Origin of the sequence: Bordetella tumbae (assembly GCF_965139195.1) — a bacterium.
Lineage (GTDB): Bacteria > Pseudomonadota > Gammaproteobacteria > Burkholderiales > Burkholderiaceae_B > Bordetella_A > Bordetella_A tumbae.
The window spans coordinates 131,640-148,352 of the sequence record NZ_CBCSJH010000003.1 but is presented as its reverse complement, the minus strand read 5'-3'; the positions used below and the strand labels follow the sequence as shown (position 1 = coordinate 148,352).

At 57.7% G+C, this 16,713-nt stretch carries 16 protein-coding genes; 3 read left to right on the top strand and 13 right to left on the bottom strand.

Features of this window, described 5'->3' with window-relative positions; translation table 11 throughout:
* Nucleotides 1–6 precede the first annotated feature (6 nt).
* The 12 genes from ACNA0J_RS06040 to ACNA0J_RS05985 form a co-directional block, all read right to left on the bottom strand.
* On the bottom strand, nt 7–1,098 hold the full coding sequence (locus ACNA0J_RS06040; protein WP_415817416.1) for an NADH:flavin oxidoreductase/NADH oxidase: 1,092 nt from the start codon (nt 1,096–1,098) through the stop codon (nt 7–9).
* 45 nt (nt 1,099–1,143) lie between these two features.
* Complete coding sequence (locus ACNA0J_RS06035) at nt 1,144–2,175, bottom strand: LacI family DNA-binding transcriptional regulator (RefSeq protein ID WP_415817414.1); 1,032 nt, start codon at nt 2,173–2,175, stop codon at nt 1,144–1,146.
* Nucleotides 2,176–2,262: 87 nt separating this feature from the next.
* Nucleotides 2,263–3,102 (bottom strand): N-acyl homoserine lactonase family protein, encoded by an 840-nt coding sequence (locus ACNA0J_RS06030; protein WP_415817411.1) that lies wholly within the window; start codon nt 3,100–3,102, stop codon nt 2,263–2,265.
* The gene (locus ACNA0J_RS06025; RefSeq protein WP_415817409.1) at nt 3,099–3,791 is read right to left on the bottom strand and encodes an ABC transporter ATP-binding protein; all 693 of its coding nucleotides are present in this window, start codon (nt 3,789–3,791) and stop codon (nt 3,099–3,101) included. Before ACNA0J_RS06025 ends, ACNA0J_RS06030 begins: the two co-directional genes overlap by 4 nt.
* Nucleotides 3,784–4,548 (bottom strand): ABC transporter ATP-binding protein, encoded by a 765-nt coding sequence (locus ACNA0J_RS06020; protein ID WP_415817407.1) that lies wholly within the window; start codon nt 4,546–4,548, stop codon nt 3,784–3,786. The genes ACNA0J_RS06025 and ACNA0J_RS06020 overlap by 8 nt, the downstream gene beginning before the upstream one ends.
* Nucleotides 4,545–5,564, bottom strand: a complete 1,020-nt coding sequence (locus ACNA0J_RS06015; protein WP_415817405.1) for a branched-chain amino acid ABC transporter permease — start codon at nt 5,562–5,564, stop codon at nt 4,545–4,547. Before ACNA0J_RS06015 ends, ACNA0J_RS06020 begins: the two co-directional genes overlap by 4 nt.
* Before the next feature lie 4 nt (nt 5,565–5,568).
* Nucleotides 5,569–6,435 (bottom strand): branched-chain amino acid ABC transporter permease, encoded by an 867-nt coding sequence (locus ACNA0J_RS06010; protein WP_415817403.1) that lies wholly within the window; start codon nt 6,433–6,435, stop codon nt 5,569–5,571.
* A 23-nt stretch (nt 6,436–6,458) separates the two neighbouring features.
* Complete coding sequence (locus tag ACNA0J_RS06005) at nt 6,459–7,628, bottom strand: ABC transporter substrate-binding protein (protein ID WP_415817401.1); 1,170 nt, start codon at nt 7,626–7,628, stop codon at nt 6,459–6,461.
* Between the two features lie 114 nt (nt 7,629–7,742).
* A complete protein-coding gene (locus tag ACNA0J_RS06000; RefSeq protein ID WP_415817399.1) occupies nt 7,743–8,906 on the bottom strand; it encodes an iron-containing alcohol dehydrogenase in 1,164 nt (387 codons plus the stop codon).
* Between the two features lie 36 nt (nt 8,907–8,942).
* Nucleotides 8,943–9,920, bottom strand: coding sequence for a Bug family tripartite tricarboxylate transporter substrate binding protein (locus ACNA0J_RS05995; protein WP_415817397.1), 978 nt, complete (start codon nt 9,918–9,920; stop codon nt 8,943–8,945).
* Nucleotides 9,921–9,939: 19 nt separating this feature from the next.
* Entirely contained in the window at nt 9,940–10,971 is a 1,032-nt protein-coding gene (locus ACNA0J_RS05990; RefSeq protein ID WP_415817395.1) for a Bug family tripartite tricarboxylate transporter substrate binding protein, read from the bottom strand.
* A 19-nt stretch (nt 10,972–10,990) separates the two neighbouring features.
* On the bottom strand, nt 10,991–12,439 hold the full coding sequence (locus tag ACNA0J_RS05985) for an aldehyde dehydrogenase family protein (RefSeq protein WP_415817393.1): 1,449 nt from the start codon (nt 12,437–12,439) through the stop codon (nt 10,991–10,993).
* 356 nt (nt 12,440–12,795) lie between these two features.
* Here ACNA0J_RS05985 and panD point away from each other — a divergent pair, with 356 nt between their 5' ends.
* Nucleotides 12,796–13,176, top strand: coding sequence for an aspartate 1-decarboxylase (gene panD / locus ACNA0J_RS05980; RefSeq protein WP_415817391.1), 381 nt, complete (start codon nt 12,796–12,798; stop codon nt 13,174–13,176).
* A 72-nt stretch (nt 13,177–13,248) separates the two neighbouring features.
* Here panD and ACNA0J_RS05975 read toward each other — a convergent pair whose 3' ends face one another.
* Nucleotides 13,249–14,424: an MFS transporter gene (locus ACNA0J_RS05975; RefSeq protein WP_415817389.1), complete on the bottom strand. Its 1,176-nt coding sequence runs from the start codon at nt 14,422–14,424 to the stop codon at nt 13,249–13,251.
* Nucleotides 14,425–14,693: 269 nt separating this feature from the next.
* Between ACNA0J_RS05975 and groES the strand changes: the two genes are divergently transcribed.
* Entirely contained in the window at nt 14,694–14,981 is a 288-nt protein-coding gene (gene groES / locus ACNA0J_RS05970) for a co-chaperone GroES (RefSeq protein ID WP_012250823.1), read from the top strand.
* Between the two features lie 32 nt (nt 14,982–15,013).
* Nucleotides 15,014–16,654, top strand: coding sequence for a chaperonin GroEL (groL, locus tag ACNA0J_RS05965; protein ID WP_415817387.1), 1,641 nt, complete (start codon nt 15,014–15,016; stop codon nt 16,652–16,654).
* Nucleotides 16,655–16,713: the final 59 nt, after the last annotated feature.

Here is a 16,713-nt window from a genome sequence, read left to right as displayed (position 1 = left end):
AGCAAGTTAGCGGGGCAGATTTCTTAAGCTGGGGTGGCAGCGCAGATACGGATCCGCAACGCGCATTTCGCCTTTTAGCGTCAGGCCGGCATGCCAGGCCCAACGCGGGTTGAACAGCATTCCGCGGCCCACGGCAATCAGATCGGCTTTTTCTTCGATCAATACGCGATTCGCCACATCCGGATCGGACAGCATGCCAACTGCTATCACCGGTATTCCGGACTGAGCACGAACCTCGGCGGCAGCGGGGACCTGATAGGCAGGACCAACGGTAATTTTTTGATCAGGGGAAATTCCGCCGCTCGAGATGGCGACGTAATCGCAACCTAATGCCTTCAGGCGCGCGGCGAACACCGCAGACGATGCGATATCCCAACCGCCTTGCACCCAGTCGGTGACGGAAATGCGTACCCCCATGGGTTTCTCTGCCGGCCACGCCTCGCGCAGACGCCGGAAAACCTCCAGGGGATAACGCATTCGCCCTTCGATGTCTCCGCCCCACTGATCGTCGCGGGAATTACTCAAGGGAGATAAAAAGGTATTCAAAAAATAGCCATGCGCCGCATGCAGCTCCACCAGATCAAACCCAGCTTCATCGGCCCTTCTGAGTGCTGCCAGATAGCTCTCGGCAATCCGTTCCAGGTCCGCCTCATCGGGGCAGATCGGTTCATCACGGCCCGGGTAGGGCTTGGCCGACGCTCCCCACAACCTCCATCCACCATCTGATTCAGATAGTGCAGCGCCCCCCTTCCAGGGCTGGGCAACCGAGGCTTTGCGTCCAGCGTGCGCCAGCTGGATTCCCATGTAGCTTGCATTAGGGCGGCGGGCAAAATTCACGATTCTCCGCAGACCGTCAACGTGGGCGTCGTCCCACAAACCCAAGCAACACGGCGATACACGGCCCTCGGGCAAAACGGCAGTGGCTTCCATGATGACCAGCCCGGCGCCTGACAGAGAAAGACTGCCGTAATGAACGAGATGCCAGTCCGTCACATGGCCATCGGCATTGGCCGAGTATTGCGCCATTGGCGATACGACAACTCGATTCGGCAACGTCAGCTCGCGCATACGATAAGGTTGAAACAACAAATCGTTCACTTGTATCTCTCTCCATCCGTTGCTGAATCCGATATCAGCAGAGTGTTATGAAGGAACGCGTCTGCAGGATTGCCGCAATATCAATTCCGTTGGAATCTCAATCCTGACGGACTTGTCCTCGTGAGTCCGGTTTTCTATTTGGTCAATCAGGTTTTCCGCAGCCATTCGGCCCAGGGCCAAGGCGTCATATCGCACAGCGGTGATCTGTGGTGTCACAATTCGCGCGATATCGGTGTCATTGCCGCAAATCAAAGAAAGATCGTCGGGGATCCTTTTGCCGATCAGTTGTAAGGCCTCCAGTACACCCGGCAGCAGGCGGACCCCCATCGATAACAGGGCCGTTGGCGGCTCCTTCATATTCATCAGGCGTTGGGTCTGCGACAGCCCGTACTCGGCCGAAAAAGAATCCAGGCAAAACAGCGTAGGATCAGGCTCAATCCCTGCCGAGCGCAGGGCTTCTTCGAGTGCGCGAACTCGATCGCGAGCGACTTTCGTACCTCGGCCGCCTGTAATCAAAGCAATTCGCCGATGGCCCAGGCCCAGCAAATATTCCACTGCCTGACGGGTCCCATGAAAATGATCGGCGCCGATGGACACCGAATTCATGGGAATTTCCCGCTCCATCATCACATGCGGAATGCCCCAATTCGAGATGGCAGACAGCACCGCACTATTGTTTTCGTCCTGGATCGTCAGGATCATTCCGTCGGCACGGCGTCGCTTGAAAAAATCCATCAACGCCACTTCACGCTCGGGGTTGCCATCGCTGCTGGCGGTGACCAGCAAATACCCCCTGGTACTCAGCACTTCTTCAGCGCCTTTGGTCATACTCGAATAGAGCGAATTTCGAATATCGGAGAATATGAATCCGATCATTCGCAGCGACGGCGACCGTATGTTCTGCGCGGCGATGTTCGGGCTCCAGCCCAACTCGTCTATCGCCGCCTGCACTTTCTTGACATAGGCAGGCCGAACCCCGGGAACGTTGTTGACAACGCGAGAGACCGTACCGATCGATACTCCTGCGCGATCGGCAACCTCTTGCACCGTGATTCTGAGGGGTGATGATGGTGACATCGTTTTTTTTGCGCGCGCCATAAAAATGCTCCAATTCAGCTGGTTTCTTTCAGCATAGCTACGGCGCCGCAAGAGTGAGTCAAGGCCTTAATTCTCATTCGCCGTAGGTAGTGCAGGTTGGGAAATATCCCATACACCATCAATGCCCGCAACAGCAGGGAATCGCTCGCGCAGCTTGGGATCATGCCCGGGAATAATGTGGTCCGGCGTTGCCGCCAGACGCTTGAGCAGCGCCAGGCCATTCATATAATCCAGCACATTCACAATCACGGGATAGGGGTTGGTCAACTCCCCATTCGCATAGAAATGCATCGCGTCTGACGCGAGAATCACTTGCCCGCGAGCGGTAGTGACCTCAACGATCTGAAGGCCCGGCGCATGGCCTCCAACTGGCCGAATGAAAATACCTGGCAAGATTTCCGCGGTCTGATCTGTAAATGAAACACGGCCGGCATACAGCGCGCGCAGCACGGTACAGACCTGATCGACATCGTATGGACGGCGTAGCGTTTCGTGACACATCGCGCAGCCCGTCGCGTGCTGCATCTCGGTCTTGTGCACATGTATCCGTGCATTGGGGAATTTTTCCAGATTGCCCAGATGATCCCAATGCATATGGGTGACGATAACGTCCGTAACCTGCTCGGGTGACACGCCCAGGCTGCGTAACGCGTCAGTCGGACAACGATGAAACGTATGTCCACGGCGATTGCAGGTTTCCTCGTCGCAACCGCTGTCTATCAGCACAACTTTGTCTTTAGATATCGCCACCCAGACATAAAAATCCAATGGCATGGGCACATCGTGAAAATCCACGGCTGCCATGAAATTATGCTGTGCCTTGCGGTTTGCCGGGCTGGACGCATAGTGCACGGTGAGCAGCCGATACTGGGTATCGTCCACCTGGACCTTCTTTGACGAATTCATAGATATTCCTCCTCAAGCGCTGTACTACGCAGCTCATCCACCGTCCCCTGACGCAGGATATGGCCCGTACGCATCACATAACCACTGGTCGCCACCTTGAGTGCCGGCACTGCCATTTGTTCGGTCATCAGCACCGTTACGCCTTCGGCGCGAAATACGCGAATCGCCTTGCTGATCTGTTCGATCCACACAGGCGCCAAACCAAGAAAGGGTTCGTCTAACAGCAGAAGCTTGGGCGCAGCACTCATCGCCCGGGCAATCGCGACCATTTGCTGCTGGCCTCCACTCAGAAAGCCGGCGTAATCATTCGCGCGCTCTCTGAGCATGGGAAACAAATCAGCCAGTTTGTCGTATATGGCGTTCTGCTTGGCCCTACCGAGCCGGGATGCACCCGCGAGCACGTTGTCTCGCACCGTCATGGTCGGAAATACTCGGCGCCCTTCCGGGGAATATCCTATTCCCTGATTGGCGCGCTCATAGGGCGGGATCTTTCCCAGGTCGACACCATCGAGAAGGATGCTGCCCTCGCTGATGGGCGCCATTCCGATGATTGCGTTGATCAAGCTGGATTTGCCCGCGCCATTGGCCCCGACGAGGATGACGGTTTCGCTCTTTGGCACCGTAATGGAAACACCGTTCAAGGCGGAAATACCGCCATAGCGAACGGCGAGATTGCGTGTCTCAAGCATGAGCGTGCTCCTCCTCGGTCGTCGTTCCAAGATAGGCATCGATCACGTCGCGGCGGGCCAAGACCTCGGCAGGCGGACCGTCGGCGATCAGAACGCCTCCGTCCAACACGCACACGCGGGGACAAAGCCGTTTTACGAGATCCATATCGTGTTCGACTAACAGTACGCAGCAGCCCATCTCTCTTCGGGCTGCCTGCACGTACTGATCGATGAAAAAACGCTCTTCTTTTTCTAGCCCGGCGGCGGGCTCGTCGAGCAACAGAATGCGTGGGTCAGTGACCAACGCCATGAGCAGGCCCAGCATCTTCTGCATGCCATAGGGCAAGGAATCGCTAAGGTGATCCAAGCGGCCGAGCAAACCCGCCGTACGCAAAAGCTCGGTCAAATAGGCCTCATCAAGCGAAATCCCTCTTCTGCTGAATAATTTCGCCCGATGCAAATTCTCATATACCGATGCCGTCTTGAAGGTTTTCGTCTGCTGGAAAGAACGAACCAGACCCATCGCACTGCGAGTATGGAACAGCTTGTCGCTGATGTCGCGTCCACGGTATAGAATGCGGCCGCTAGTGGGTGCTATCTGACCGGAAACCACGTTGATCAGTGTGGTTTTGCCCGCCCCGTTAGGGCCGATGACGCCAAGCACCTCGCTTGCGGTCAAGGACAAGCTGACATTGTTGAACACCCGGTTGCCGCCAAATTGCTTGGAGACGTTATCGACCTGCAGTATCGGACCAGAATAGGCAGAAACGTCAGTCATACGTACTCCTTTTCATTTTGGTCCTTGAGCTGTCCGGTGGAGGAACGCTTGCGCGAGAAAACGCGAGTCCCATGCTGCTGAATGAGGCCGATCAGGCCACCCTTGGCGAACACTACGGCGAGCATCAGCACGAGACCAAACAGGCCTTGCGAGATTTCGCCCTGCAAGCTGAATAGATTGGCCGCCCACACCAAAATGCCTGCTCCCAGCAACGGACCCAGTATTGCGCTTTGCCCGCCTACGATGGCATAAGCCACATAATTGACCGACGACATCGCGGAAAACGACGAAGGATGTGCGGTCATCAGCATTTCCACCAGTGCAAATCCAGCCAATCCTGCAATACCCGCGGCAAAACAGAAACCGATGATTTTGTAGCGAGCAACTGCCAGCCCCACGCTTTGGGCCAGGACCTCGTCTTCGCGGATAGAGTCGAATTGGGACTTGAAATAGCGAGTGAGCGCTACAGTCAACAGAACAGACAGCAACGCCAAGCCAGACGCCAGCATCAGCACCGCGTTATTGGACTCGATGGCATAGGTGTCGCCAAGAACCGTAACGGCAGGCAATCCCGCTACCCCGTTCGATCCGCCCGTAAAGCCAGGTGTCTCGAAAAGAATGAGTGGCATGATTTCGGCAAGGACAAAGGTAACGAGCACGAAATACACGCCCTTCATCCGCAGTACCAGCAGACCGAGCGGAATCGCCAGCAGAAACGGCAAGCCGAATGCTGTCACGGTCAAGATTGTTAGATCGGTAATGTCGTGACGAGCGCTCAGAATAGCTGCGGCATATCCCCCGATCGCCATAAAAGCGGGCACCGCGAAAAACATCAGATCCATACGCAACATGATGTAGACACTAAGCGCCCCCATCGCCGCAATCATGAACTGCGTCAGGACAGAAACAGTGGCCGCGTCCGTCATGATCGCAGGCAGAATCAGCGCAAGCGCCATCACTGCCAGCGCGATCAACTCCGAAGGCCCGACAATACGTATCAGATTACTTTTTTGCATGATCTCAGGCTCCGCGTGTCCGCACGCCCATGAGTCCCGTCGGTCTCACAAGCAAGACAATCAGAACAAGCACAAACAACATCAGTGCACCCTTGGACCCGCCCAGATAGACCGCGGCATAGGCCTCGACCAGACCAACCAGAAAGGCAGCGATTGTTGCGCCACCCAAGCTGCCCAGCCCTCCCAATATGACCACCAGGAAAGAGGCGGCCAGCACGGGATCACCTACGTGAGGAGTGAGCGAGAGTATGGGCGTAACCAATGCGCCGGTCATACCCGCCAGGCCTGTAGCCAGAGCGAAAGCCAGTGGAAACATCACTCTGGCACGAATACCCAAAGCCACTGCCACCGGGCGGTCCTCGGACAATGCTCGCAGGCTGCGTCCGAAGTTGGTCCGGTACAAAAGCCCATAAGTCACGCCGATTGCAGCAAAGCACACCGCAAAAACGATGAGATTCGCCAACGGCAGATACACACCGCCAAAATGCAACACCCCATCTACCGGGAACTGAAAGAGCGGCGCATCCGGCCCGAACACCACGACTACTGCGGTGCAGATGACCAGGTACAGCCCCAGCGTCAGAATCAATGTTGCCAAGTGGTTATCGATAACCCGTTCGAGGAGCAGAAGTTCGAAGAGATATCCCAATGCTGCTGTCGCCAATGCGGCGCAGACGACCGCAAGAGGATAAGGCATCCCGAACCACGATACGCCTACGTATGCCACATACCCGCCCAAGAGATAGAACCCTCCGTGGGCAAAATTCACCACACCGAGGATTCCGAAAATCAAAGTGAACCCCAAGGCAAGCAATGCATACTGAGCGCCGAGCGAAAGCCCAATCAGGCCCGCTGAGATAAAACTATCCACGATCTCGCCCCTCGTCTTGGGTCTCAATAATCGACAGGAGCTTTAACCTGGATAACAGGTTGTTCCTTGCCGCCAAGAATCGTTCCGATACCAAACGGCAACGACAACTCTTGATTGATCTTGTAGGTGGCCTGGCCGATCCATTTGCCTTCACCGAGGTTGGGATCGACCACGTCGAGCTTGCGCAGCACCTCTGCTACCTTGTCAGCGTCGCTGTACGTGCCTGCTTTTTCAATGGCTTGCACCAACGCCCGGCCACCGGCGACAAACAGATAGAAAAAATTGTTCTCTGGCGGCTCTGCCTTTAACAGCGTCTTGTAGCTTTCCTGCAGCTTCAACACGTTTTCATCAATGAAGACCGGCTCAAACCAGTAGAAATCGCGCAACACGTCCATACCGCCTGCCACACGGGCAATCTCGACAGTGCCTGGTCCGCCGAGTCGGCCGATCACTCCCTTGTAGCCTGCCTGGCGCAATTGTTTGACGAGAATTCCCGCATCGCCCGGTGGGGTCGATACGGTATCGACTGTATCGGGATTGCTGGCCATGATGCGTGTGACAATGGGTGCAAAGTTGGTCGTGCCGCGTTGGTAGTACTCCAGCTTGGTCGGCACGCCATTTTTTTCATAAATGGCAGCAACCACCTCGGCCACATCGGTGCCTGCCTGGTCATTCGGTGCAATCGTCAATGCACTCTTAATGCCAAAGGTCTGCTTGGCGTGCTTGACGATCGGGTCTCCCCAGGCAGCCGGGCCCGGACCAATGTGGAAGGTGAGCGGCCAACGAGGACCGATGGCGTCACGCGCGTAGCTATCGCTCATCATGAGCATCTTGTTGCGCGTGGCGATCGGCTTCATACCGGTGACCTCCGGCGAACCCATGGGTCCCAGGATGAATTTGACGCCCTGGCTGACAAAATTGTTCGCCGCTGCGGCGGCGCCTTCTGCGGTGTACTTCGCGTCAATGGCAACAACACGCAGCTGACAGGTTTCGTCTCCGACCTTCATCCCGCCTTTGGCATTGACTTCGGCGGCCACATAGTCAGCAGCCCCTTTGATCGCCAATCCCCACTGCGTGGCGGCGCCGGATAGCGGACCCGTTGCGCCTATTTTGATTTCACAATTCGCCGCAGCCACACCGGGCAGAGCAGCTATCGTGCATGCCGCGACCAGGCCTACAAGCTTATGTTTCATTGTCGTCTCCTCAACCTTTTGATTGGCCATAATCAAAGCTATGACCGTTTTGAATAAATGAAGTAGGTTCAAGCGTTGCTGGCTTGTCCGTTCATCTCTACTCTCGCGCAAACATCAGAATGCCTCAGCGAACAAGGCGCGAAAGTCCGCTGTAGTTGTCATGCGTGGATTCCATCGGTTGTAATTGGCTTGGGTGCATAACTCCGCGATTTCGTCGAATTTGTCTTCTGTTGCTCCGACATCGCGCAACCGGGCCGGTATCGCCAGATCCCTGCACAATGTCTCGATAGCCTCTACCGCAGCACGCGCCGCATCCATCTCGGCCAGTCCTCGCACCGGGCGGTCCATGGCAGCGGCCACGCGAGCGAACTTGCCCGGGTTGGCAGAGAGATTGAAGCGCGCAACATATGGCAAACAAACGGCGTTGGATAGGCCGTGAGACAAATGCCAATAAGCACCGACAAAGCGCGCCATGCAGTGCACGTTGCCCAAGCCTGTCTGACCGAATGTGATGCCAGCCAGCGCGGAACCAACCAGCATGTTCAGGCCAGCCTGCAGGTTGTCACGGTTCGCGACAAAGGGCCGGATATTGGCCGCCAGCAGCTCGATTGCTTCGATGTTGATGGCGTCGGTGACCAGATTCGCCTGGCGCGAAATATATGATTCGAACGCATGTACAAATGCGTCCATGCCTGAATGCGCCGCCACGTGTGCCGGTAGTGTCCGCAATGCGAGCGGATCGAGGATGGCAAATCGCGCAGGGTTGAGCGCAGCATGACGGATCGACATTTTCAGGTTCTTCTCCGTATCGGTGATGACACATGATCCCGATACTTCAGAGCCTGTTCCCGCCGTTGTCGGAATAGCGATCAACGGCAGCGGCGGCGTAGTGAATTTCTCGATGCCCTCATAGTCGTGGATGCGTCCGCCGTTGGTGGCGAGAATGCCGACCGCTTTCGCGACGTCCATGGCGCTGCCACCGCCCACTGCAAGCAATGCGGTGGCTTGATGTGCCTGGCATGCCGCGAAGGCGCGCTCTACAGTAATCGCGCTGGGGTCCGGCTCAATCTCCGAATAGCTCGCGATGGCGACACCTAAATCATCCAGCATCGTGCGGATGTTGGTATAGAACTCGCCGGACAATAGCGCGCCGTCGATGACGACGAACAGTCGTTTGCAACCCTGTGCTCGCAGCAGATCGCCAAGCTTGCGATGCGATCCGATACCCATATACAAGCGGGTTGGACAAAAGAACGTGCTGATTTCGGAGACTGCCATGCTGAACCTTTTTGTGTGTTGTCTTGCTGTGAGCGCTTAGTCGTTGCTATCCCAGTCTTTGGCCAGATTGGTCCAACGTACTGTTTCCTCGTGGACGAATTTCTGGAATTCGGCCGGGTCCATGCCGCCAGGGTTTGCGGCCATGCCTTCGAGCGTCTTGCGCATGACAGGGTCTTCCATGCTGGCCTTGACGGCTTGCCATATGCGTTGGACGACGGCAGGCGGCATATCCTTGGGTCCAGCCAGGCTGTACCAAGTAGACATCTGATAACCAGGCACACCGGATTCGTTCAATGTCGGCACATCGGGCAGGAACCGCGTTCTTTCCAGGCTGGTCACCGCTAGGGGCTTGACGCCCCCGCCGTTGATCTGCGCCGCCGCCGAAGCTGCTGAATCGAGGGCAAAGGTGAGACGGCCGCCAATGAGATCCGTCATCATGGGCGCAGCGCCTTTGAACGGTATATGCAGGGCTTGCATACCCGTCTGTTTCTTTAGCAGTTCCGCCGAGAGATGCTGTGTGGTGCCAATGCCGGCCGAGCCGTAGTCGATTTCCTTGGGATGTGCTTTGGCATAGTCCAGCAGTTCGCGGACACGGTTGACTGACGAGCTTTTCGCGACGACCAGGACATTGGGCACATCGGCCACTGTCGTGATTTGCGTCATGTCGCGTTCGAAGTCATACGGCAGATTCTTGTACAGCGCACTGGCTGCTGTGTGGCCGACATTGGCGAGCAACAAGGTATAGCCGTCAGGCTTGGCTCGAGCGACGATGCCCGCTCCCAGGGTGCCGCCTGCGCCAGGCTTGTTTTCGACGATCACGGTTTGGCCCAGTTGCTGTTGCAACTGCATCGCTACCGCACGTGCGACGATATCGGTCGTGCCGCCCGGGGTAAACGGCGCAACCAAGGTGATGGGCTGTTGGGGCCACTCGGCTGCCTGAGCCGCCGTACCCGGCATGAGGAACATTGCACAGGTGGCGAGCGTAGCCGCGGCACGTGAACTGAGTTGACGCATTGTGTCTCCTGTATTGTTGTCAATCAACGGTGATGTTGAGTTTGGTCAGAATGGGAGTCCAGCGCTGTACTTCGCTGGCGAGCAATTCGGCCGCACCTTCCGGCGTCTGGCTGTGTGAGTTGGGCACTTCGATACCGGAGCCGGATAGGCGCTCGCGGGTAGCGGGCGCAGCCACGGAATTGCGTAGCGCCTGATTCAGGCGCTCAACGACAGGCGCCGGTGTACCCTGAGGCACCAGAAGCATGTTCCAGATGTCGTAGTGCAGGTCGGCGAATGCCGACTCGCCAGCAGCCGGCACGTCGGGCAGCGCGGCAATTCGCTGCGGCCTCAGCACGGCGACACCGCGCACCATGTTGGACTTCACATAGCCGACCGAGGTTGTGCTGCTGTCCACCAGGTAGTCCAGATGGCCAGCGATCACATCATTGAGCGCCTGACCGGCACCGCGGTAGTTGACCGCAGTTATTTTCAGGCCCAGCCGCTCGTTCAAGAGGATCCCTCCCAGAAACGAACCTGAACCCACACCGGCTGCGCCGAAGTTCATCTCCTTGGCGTGATCGCGGGCGTAGGCCGCAAACTCGTCCAGACCAGAGACCGGCAAATCTTTTCGCGCCGACAAGACTTGGGGGGCATCGCCGACAGAGCCCAAGGCAATGAAGTCCTTGAGGATGTCGTACGGAAGTTTTTTATACAGAGTCGTGTTGGCCGCCAGCGTACCTACGTTGCCAATGAGCAGCGTATATCCGTCGCCGGCCATGCGTGCTGCGCGGGCATTGCCCACGGTGCCGCCAGCGCCAGGAGTATTCTCGACGATGATGGGCTGCCCCAGGTCCTTGGCCATTCCCTCGGCGATGACGCGTGCCAGCACATCGGTGGGGCCACCCGGCGCAAATGGAACGATTAGGACAATCGGTTTGGAGGGAAAGGCGCCACCACTAGCACCGGCCCGTCCCAAGGGGAAGGCAGCACTAGCCGTTGCGACGGCCGCTCCCAACAGGAGGCGGCGTCGCGCATCGCATGTCTCACTCCGGATGAATTTTTCTTTTTTCATGATTCTTTTGCAGAGCGCCTCATGGATTGAAAACGACCAGCCGTTCTTCGGTCATTTCGCGAATCGCGTGAGCGGGGCCTTCTTTGCCGAAGCCGCTGTCCTTGACTCCGCCAAAAGGCATCACGTCAGAACGGGCGCTTGAGGTTTCATTAATCTGTACAGTCCCGAAACGCAAGGTCGAAGCCGCACGCAAAGCACGATCAATGTCTTGCGTAAACACGCCGGCCGACAAGCCAAACGGCGTCGAGTTGGCGTCGCGTATCGCTTCTTCGAAATCATCGAAAGGCCGCAGGGCCAGCAATGGCGCGAACGCTTCCTGGCACCAGACTCGGCCGCCATCGGGAGCATGCGTCACGACCGCAGGTGTGATGACCGAGCGTTCGCGTTGCCCGCCGCACAGCAGTTTGGCTCCGCCTTGCTCTGCTTCGCGCAGCCAGCTTTCGGCACGGATGGCAGACTGTTCGCTGATCAGCGGCCCGACTTTGGTATCCGGGTCGCGCGGATCGCCGGCTTTGAGCGTGGCAGCGAATGCCGCGAGACGCTGGCCGACCTCTTCGGCGATATCCCGCTGCACGTATAGCCGCTGCACAGAGGTGCAGACTTGTCCGGCCTTGCGTAGTCCCGCGTTGGCGATCTTGGGTATCGCGCGGTCCAGGTCTGCGTCAGAGCAGACGATCGTGCTGGCGATACTACCCAGCTCCATCTGGGTACGTCGCAGGCCTGCCGCCTGTTGAATAATGCGCCCCACTCTCGTACTGCCCGTAAAGGTGTAGAAAGCAATGTCCTGTTCCTCGAGCAGCCACGTGCCGACCGTATCCCCCTCCCCTTGCACGACGGCAAGAAAAGCAGGTGGCATTCCGGCTTCCAAAAGCAGCTGAGCCAGCAACGCACTGGTCAGCGGCGTAAAGGCCGACGGCTTGAGTACGACTGAGTTGCCTGCCGCATACGCGGGCGCGACCTTGTGCAGCACCGTATTGAGCGGCGCGTTAAAAGGCGTAATGGCACAGACGACCCCAATGGGGAATCGCTGCGTGAAACCCATCCGGCGATGTGCGCCCGGGCTGGCACCGAACGGAATGACTTCGCCTACCAGACGCAAAGCCTCATCGGCAGACAGACTCAGCGTGACGATCGCACGATCGATTTCGCCATTGGCATCGACGATAGTGAAGCCGGCCTCGGCCACCATCACGTCGACCAGACGCTGACGGAAGGACTCAACCAGCCCGGCAGCGCGGCGCAATACCTGGGCGCGGTCATGCGGCGGAGGCGGACCGCCATCAACGGCGGCTCGCGTGACGCGGACGGCTTCGGCCACTTGTTCACGCGTCGCCGAGGCGACCTGGGCAATAGGACGGCCGCTGAACTTGTCCTCGACGGTAAAGCTGGGGCCGCCATCCAGCCATCGGCCATTGATCAGTTGCCCGGTCGGTGGCAGTCCATCGATGTGCAAAGGTGCTGCGCTCATTATTTTGCCTTAATGTGAAACGTTATCTGTGATTTTCATCGATAAATAAGGGATGCTTTCACCACACATCGCCATTTAAATGAAATGATTCATTCTCGGATTATAGGTAGTTCAATCGTTCATCCGTATCCAGTTTTCATGAAGAGGTGTTTAAGGCAGGTGAAGTCGCTTTACCGCTCAACATGCCCCCGAGCTCGGGAGCGATGGGATTTTCTGAGCGTCATGGATACAATTCCCCGCCACGAGCTGATCTTCGCCAGCGAAAGACAAATGTGCGTTGATTGCCGAGGCCGAGACGCAAATGCTTGCGTCCCATTCCCTGTCCTTTTGTCCAAAATTTATTTTCGAGAATCTTCATGCAACGAATAATGCTTCGCGCCAAGCTGCACAGAGCCACCGTTACCGAGGCCGATCTAAACTATGAAGGCTCATGCGGCATTGACGCGACATTGCTGAAGACCGCCGGTATGTTGGAGTTCGAGCGCATCGAGATTTACAACGTCACCAATGGCGAGCGCTTTGACACCTATATCATCGAGGCGCCCGCCGGCAGCGGCGCGATCTCTCTGAACGGCGCTGCGGCGCGCAGAGCACAGGTCGGTGACCACTTGATCATTTGCACATACAGCCCAGTAGACGAGCAGCTCGCGACGACACATCTCCCGACGGTCGTGCTGCTGGATGAGGCGAACAAGGTTAAGGAAGTCCGCGCGTTTGAACCGCGCAATGCCCGCTAGAATGCCGAGCGCTGACGTTGACCTGCCCCTGTTCAGAACAGATGAAGTCGGGCAGGCACGGCTTCATCTGCTTTAGGACCGGCTTCTACGGGTGATGAGCGCGGCCGCCACCAGCAAGGAAGTCACTACCGTGAAGATCAAGCTGGCAGCAGACAAACCCCACAGTACTGCCGCCAGGCCGATGCCTAATACCGGAATGGACGCGCCGACGAAACAAGCGAGATAGTATGCGGAGGAAATCGACGCACGATGGCTGGACGGGCTGATTTGGCCGACAACGCGCAGGCTTCCGCCGAACCCCATACCCGATGCCGCGGCCGTGAGCAGCGTACCCAGAATTAGCAACCAGAGCGACGCCTCGCGCTGTGCCAGATAGAATGTGCACAGCGCCGGCACCAGCAATATCAGGCCGATGCGCATACTACGATCGCAAGGAAAGCGACGCTCAGCCAGCAGTGCACCCAGCCCTCCCATGAATAGCACGAACATGATGGCGCCGGTCGCCAGGCCACCGCCGGACGGCAGAATTACCTGCACGATACTGGGCAATAAGGCCAGGTAGTAACCAATGAAGGCGAACACGCAGAAGGCTGTCAGGGCCGGCGTGATGAAGTATCGGCGCAGGCGCCGCGGTACCGCGATGCGCGGCCACAGGTCCGGCCGGCCAGATGCTGTCGGCCGGCCCGCCGGCACGCGATACAGCAATATCAGCACACCAGCGAGTGCGGCAAGATAGCAGACCCATGCCAATTGCATGGGCGCGAACGCGTACTGATACAGCACACCGCCCGCCAGCGGCCCGATAGCAGATCCGGCGAAGTTCGCCCCCGCCGCCCGCACGGTAGCATGCTCGGTGTGGTGCTCAGCGTCTATATCGACCAGCCAGGCTGTGCCCGTGCTGGACGCCAGGCCTACCGCCAGCCCGCTGACCAGTCGGGCTGCGAACAACCAAATCGTGCCAGCCGCGAAAATGAACAGCAAGGTGGACAGGCAGGCAAGCAGCAATGCGGCCATCAGGATGGGTTTTCGGCCCAGGCTGTCGGACAGGCGCCCCAGAAACAGCAGCGCCACCATATTGCCCAGCACATAGATTGCATAGATCTGCGTCAGGGTGAATTCGCTGAATCCGAAAGTTTGCTGGTACGGCAGATAAAAAGGCGTCGCGAGCGTGCTGCCCAAGAATGCGGCCCCGATGATCAGCATGGCGGTGGGGACGCTATGAAGAGGCCGATATTGTTGGTTATTCATATATATCAGCCCATCATAGACACGCTGGAGCATGTGCTCAACGCTCGATAGGTTTCTGCACCTGAACGAATGTTTCGTCCAAGCCACTTCTGGATTTGGCGAAAGTTGCGTGAAATCTCCCACCAAAAATGTAACAACACCCCTTCCCCCCCTTGAACCTCTCGCCATCATCCCTATAATTAGCACTCGCTGCCGGTGAGTGCTAACACTGCTTCCCGGCCTGAAACCCGATTTTTTTCACCTTCTATATTTAGAAACAGGAGTTCCTCATGGCCCTGCGTCCCCTGCACGATCGCGTGATCGTCAAACGCCTGGACAACGAGCGCAAGACTGCCTCGGGCATCGTTATCCCTGATAGCGCCGCTGAAAAGCCGGATCAAGGCGAAGTCGTGGCCGTTGGCCCGGGCAAGAAGACCGAAGACGGCAAAGTGCTGCCGGTCGATCTGAAGGCTGGTGACAAGGTTCTGTTCGGCAAGTACGCCGGCCAGTCGGTGAAAGTCGACGGCGAAGAACTGCTCGTCATCCGCGAGGAAGAAATCCTCGCCGTGATCCAGTAATTACCTGAACAAAATTTCGAAGGAAGCTCACAATGGCTGCCAAGCAAGTCCTGTTCGGCGATGACGCGCGCGTGCGCATCGTTCGTGGCGTGAATGTTCTCGCCAACGCTGTCAAAACCACCCTGGGCCCCAAGGGCCGTAACGTTGTGCTCGAGCGCTCGTTCGGCGCCCCGACCGTCACCAAAGACGGCGTGTCGGTTGCCAAGGAAATCGAACTGAAAGACAAGTTCGAAAACATCGGCGCTCAACTCGTTAAAGACGTTGCTTCGAAGACCTCGGACAACGCCGGCGACGGCACCACCACCGCCACCGTGCTGGCTCAAGCCATCGTTCAAGAAGGCCTGAAGTACGTTGCCGCTGGTTTCAACCCCATCGACCTCAAGCGCGGTATCGACAAGGCTGTGGCTGCTGCCGTGGCTGAATTGGCCAAGCAATCGAAGCCGGTCACCACCAGCAAGGAAATCGCTCAAGTTGGCTCGATCTCGGCCAACAGCGACTCGTCGATCGGCCAGATCATCGCTGACGCGATGGACAAGGTCGGCAAGGAAGGCGTCATCACCGTCGAAGACGGCAAGTCGCTGGAAAACGAGCTGGACGTGGTCGAAGGTATGCAATTCGATCGCGGCTACCTGTCGCCCTACTTCATCAACAACCCCGAGAAGCAAGTTGCCGCTCTGGACGATCCGTACGTTCTGATTTTCGACAAGAAAATCAGCAACATCCGTGATCTGCTGCCCGTGCTGGAACAAGTTGCCAAGTCGAGCCGTCCTCTGCTGATCATCGCCGAAGACGTCGAAGGCGAAGCCCTGGCGACCCTGGTTGTGAACAACATCCGTGGCATCCTGAAGACCACCGCCGTCAAGGCTCCTGGCTTCGGCGATCGTCGCAAAGCCATGTTGGAAGACCTCGCCATCCTGACCGGCGGCGTTGTGATCTCCGAAGAAACCGGCATGTCGCTGGAAAAGGCTACCCTGGAAGACCTGGGTCAAGCCAAGCGCATCGAAGTTGCCAAGGAAAACACGACGGTTATCGACGGCGCTGGCGACAGCAAGTCGATCGAAGCCCGCGTGAAGCAAATCCGCGTGCAAATCGAAGAAGCGACCTCGGACTACGACCGTGAAAAACTGCAAGAACGCGTGGCCAAGCTGGCCGGCGGTGTTGCTGTGATCCGCGTCGGTGCTGCCACCGAAGTCGAAATGAAAGAAAAGAAAGCCCGCGTCGAAGATGCCCTGCACGCTACCCGCGCTGCTGTGGAAGAAGGCGTGGTTGCTGGCGGCGGCGTAGCTCTGCTGCGTGCCAAGCAAGCCATCGCTGGCCTGCAAGGCGATACGCCCGACCAAAACGCTGGTATCAAGCTGATCCTGCGTGCTGTCGAAGAACCCCTGCGTACCATCGTTACCAACGCCGGCGAAGAAGCCAGCGTGGTGGTGGACAAGGTTCTGGGCGGCAAGGGCAACTACGGCTACAACGCTGCAACCGGCGAGTACACCGACCTGGTCGAGCAAGGCGTGTTGGATCCCACCAAGGTGACCCGCACCGCGCTGCAAAACGCCGCTTCGGTTGCCAGCCTGCTGTTGACGGCTGAAGCCGCTGTGGTCGAACTGGCTGAAGACAAGCCCGCTGCTCCCGCAATGCCTGGTGGCATGGGCGGCATGGGTGGCATGGACTTCTAAGTCCACGCCATTGTCGCGAAGTATCCCCGGCACGCCGGGGATATGCCGAATCAACACCC

Excerpts from the sequence above, each read along its gene's own strand:
- ACNA0J_RS06035 (WP_415817414.1), bottom strand. The coding sequence starts at position 2,175 with ATGTCACCATCATCACCCCTCAGAATCACGGTGCAAGAGGTTGCCGAT.
- ACNA0J_RS06030 (WP_415817411.1), bottom strand. The coding sequence starts at position 3,102 with ATGAATTCGTCAAAGAAGGTCCAGGTGGACGATACCCAGTATCGGCTG.
- ACNA0J_RS06025 (WP_415817409.1), bottom strand. The coding sequence starts at position 3,791 with ATGCTTGAGACACGCAATCTCGCCGTTCGCTATGGCGGTATTTCCGCC.
- ACNA0J_RS06020 (WP_415817407.1), bottom strand. The coding sequence starts at position 4,548 with ATGACTGACGTTTCTGCCTATTCTGGTCCGATACTGCAGGTCGATAAC.
- ACNA0J_RS06015 (WP_415817405.1), bottom strand. The coding sequence starts at position 5,564 with ATGCAAAAAAGTAATCTGATACGTATTGTCGGGCCTTCGGAGTTGATC.
- ACNA0J_RS06005 (WP_415817401.1), bottom strand. The coding sequence starts at position 7,628 with ATGAAACATAAGCTTGTAGGCCTGGTCGCGGCATGCACGATAGCTGCT.
- ACNA0J_RS06000 (WP_415817399.1), bottom strand. The coding sequence starts at position 8,906 with ATGGCAGTCTCCGAAATCAGCACGTTCTTTTGTCCAACCCGCTTGTAT.
- ACNA0J_RS05995 (WP_415817397.1), bottom strand. The coding sequence starts at position 9,920 with ATGCGTCAACTCAGTTCACGTGCCGCGGCTACGCTCGCCACCTGTGCA.
- ACNA0J_RS05990 (WP_415817395.1), bottom strand. The coding sequence starts at position 10,971 with ATGAAAAAAGAAAAATTCATCCGGAGTGAGACATGCGATGCGCGACGC.
- ACNA0J_RS05985 (WP_415817393.1), bottom strand. The coding sequence starts at position 12,439 with ATGAGCGCAGCACCTTTGCACATCGATGGACTGCCACCGACCGGGCAA.
- panD (WP_415817391.1), top strand. The coding sequence starts at position 12,796 with ATGCAACGAATAATGCTTCGCGCCAAGCTGCACAGAGCCACCGTTACC.
- ACNA0J_RS05975 (WP_415817389.1), bottom strand. The coding sequence starts at position 14,424 with ATGAATAACCAACAATATCGGCCTCTTCATAGCGTCCCCACCGCCATG.
- groES (WP_012250823.1), top strand. The coding sequence starts at position 14,694 with ATGGCCCTGCGTCCCCTGCACGATCGCGTGATCGTCAAACGCCTGGAC.
- groL (WP_415817387.1), top strand. The coding sequence starts at position 15,014 with ATGGCTGCCAAGCAAGTCCTGTTCGGCGATGACGCGCGCGTGCGCATC.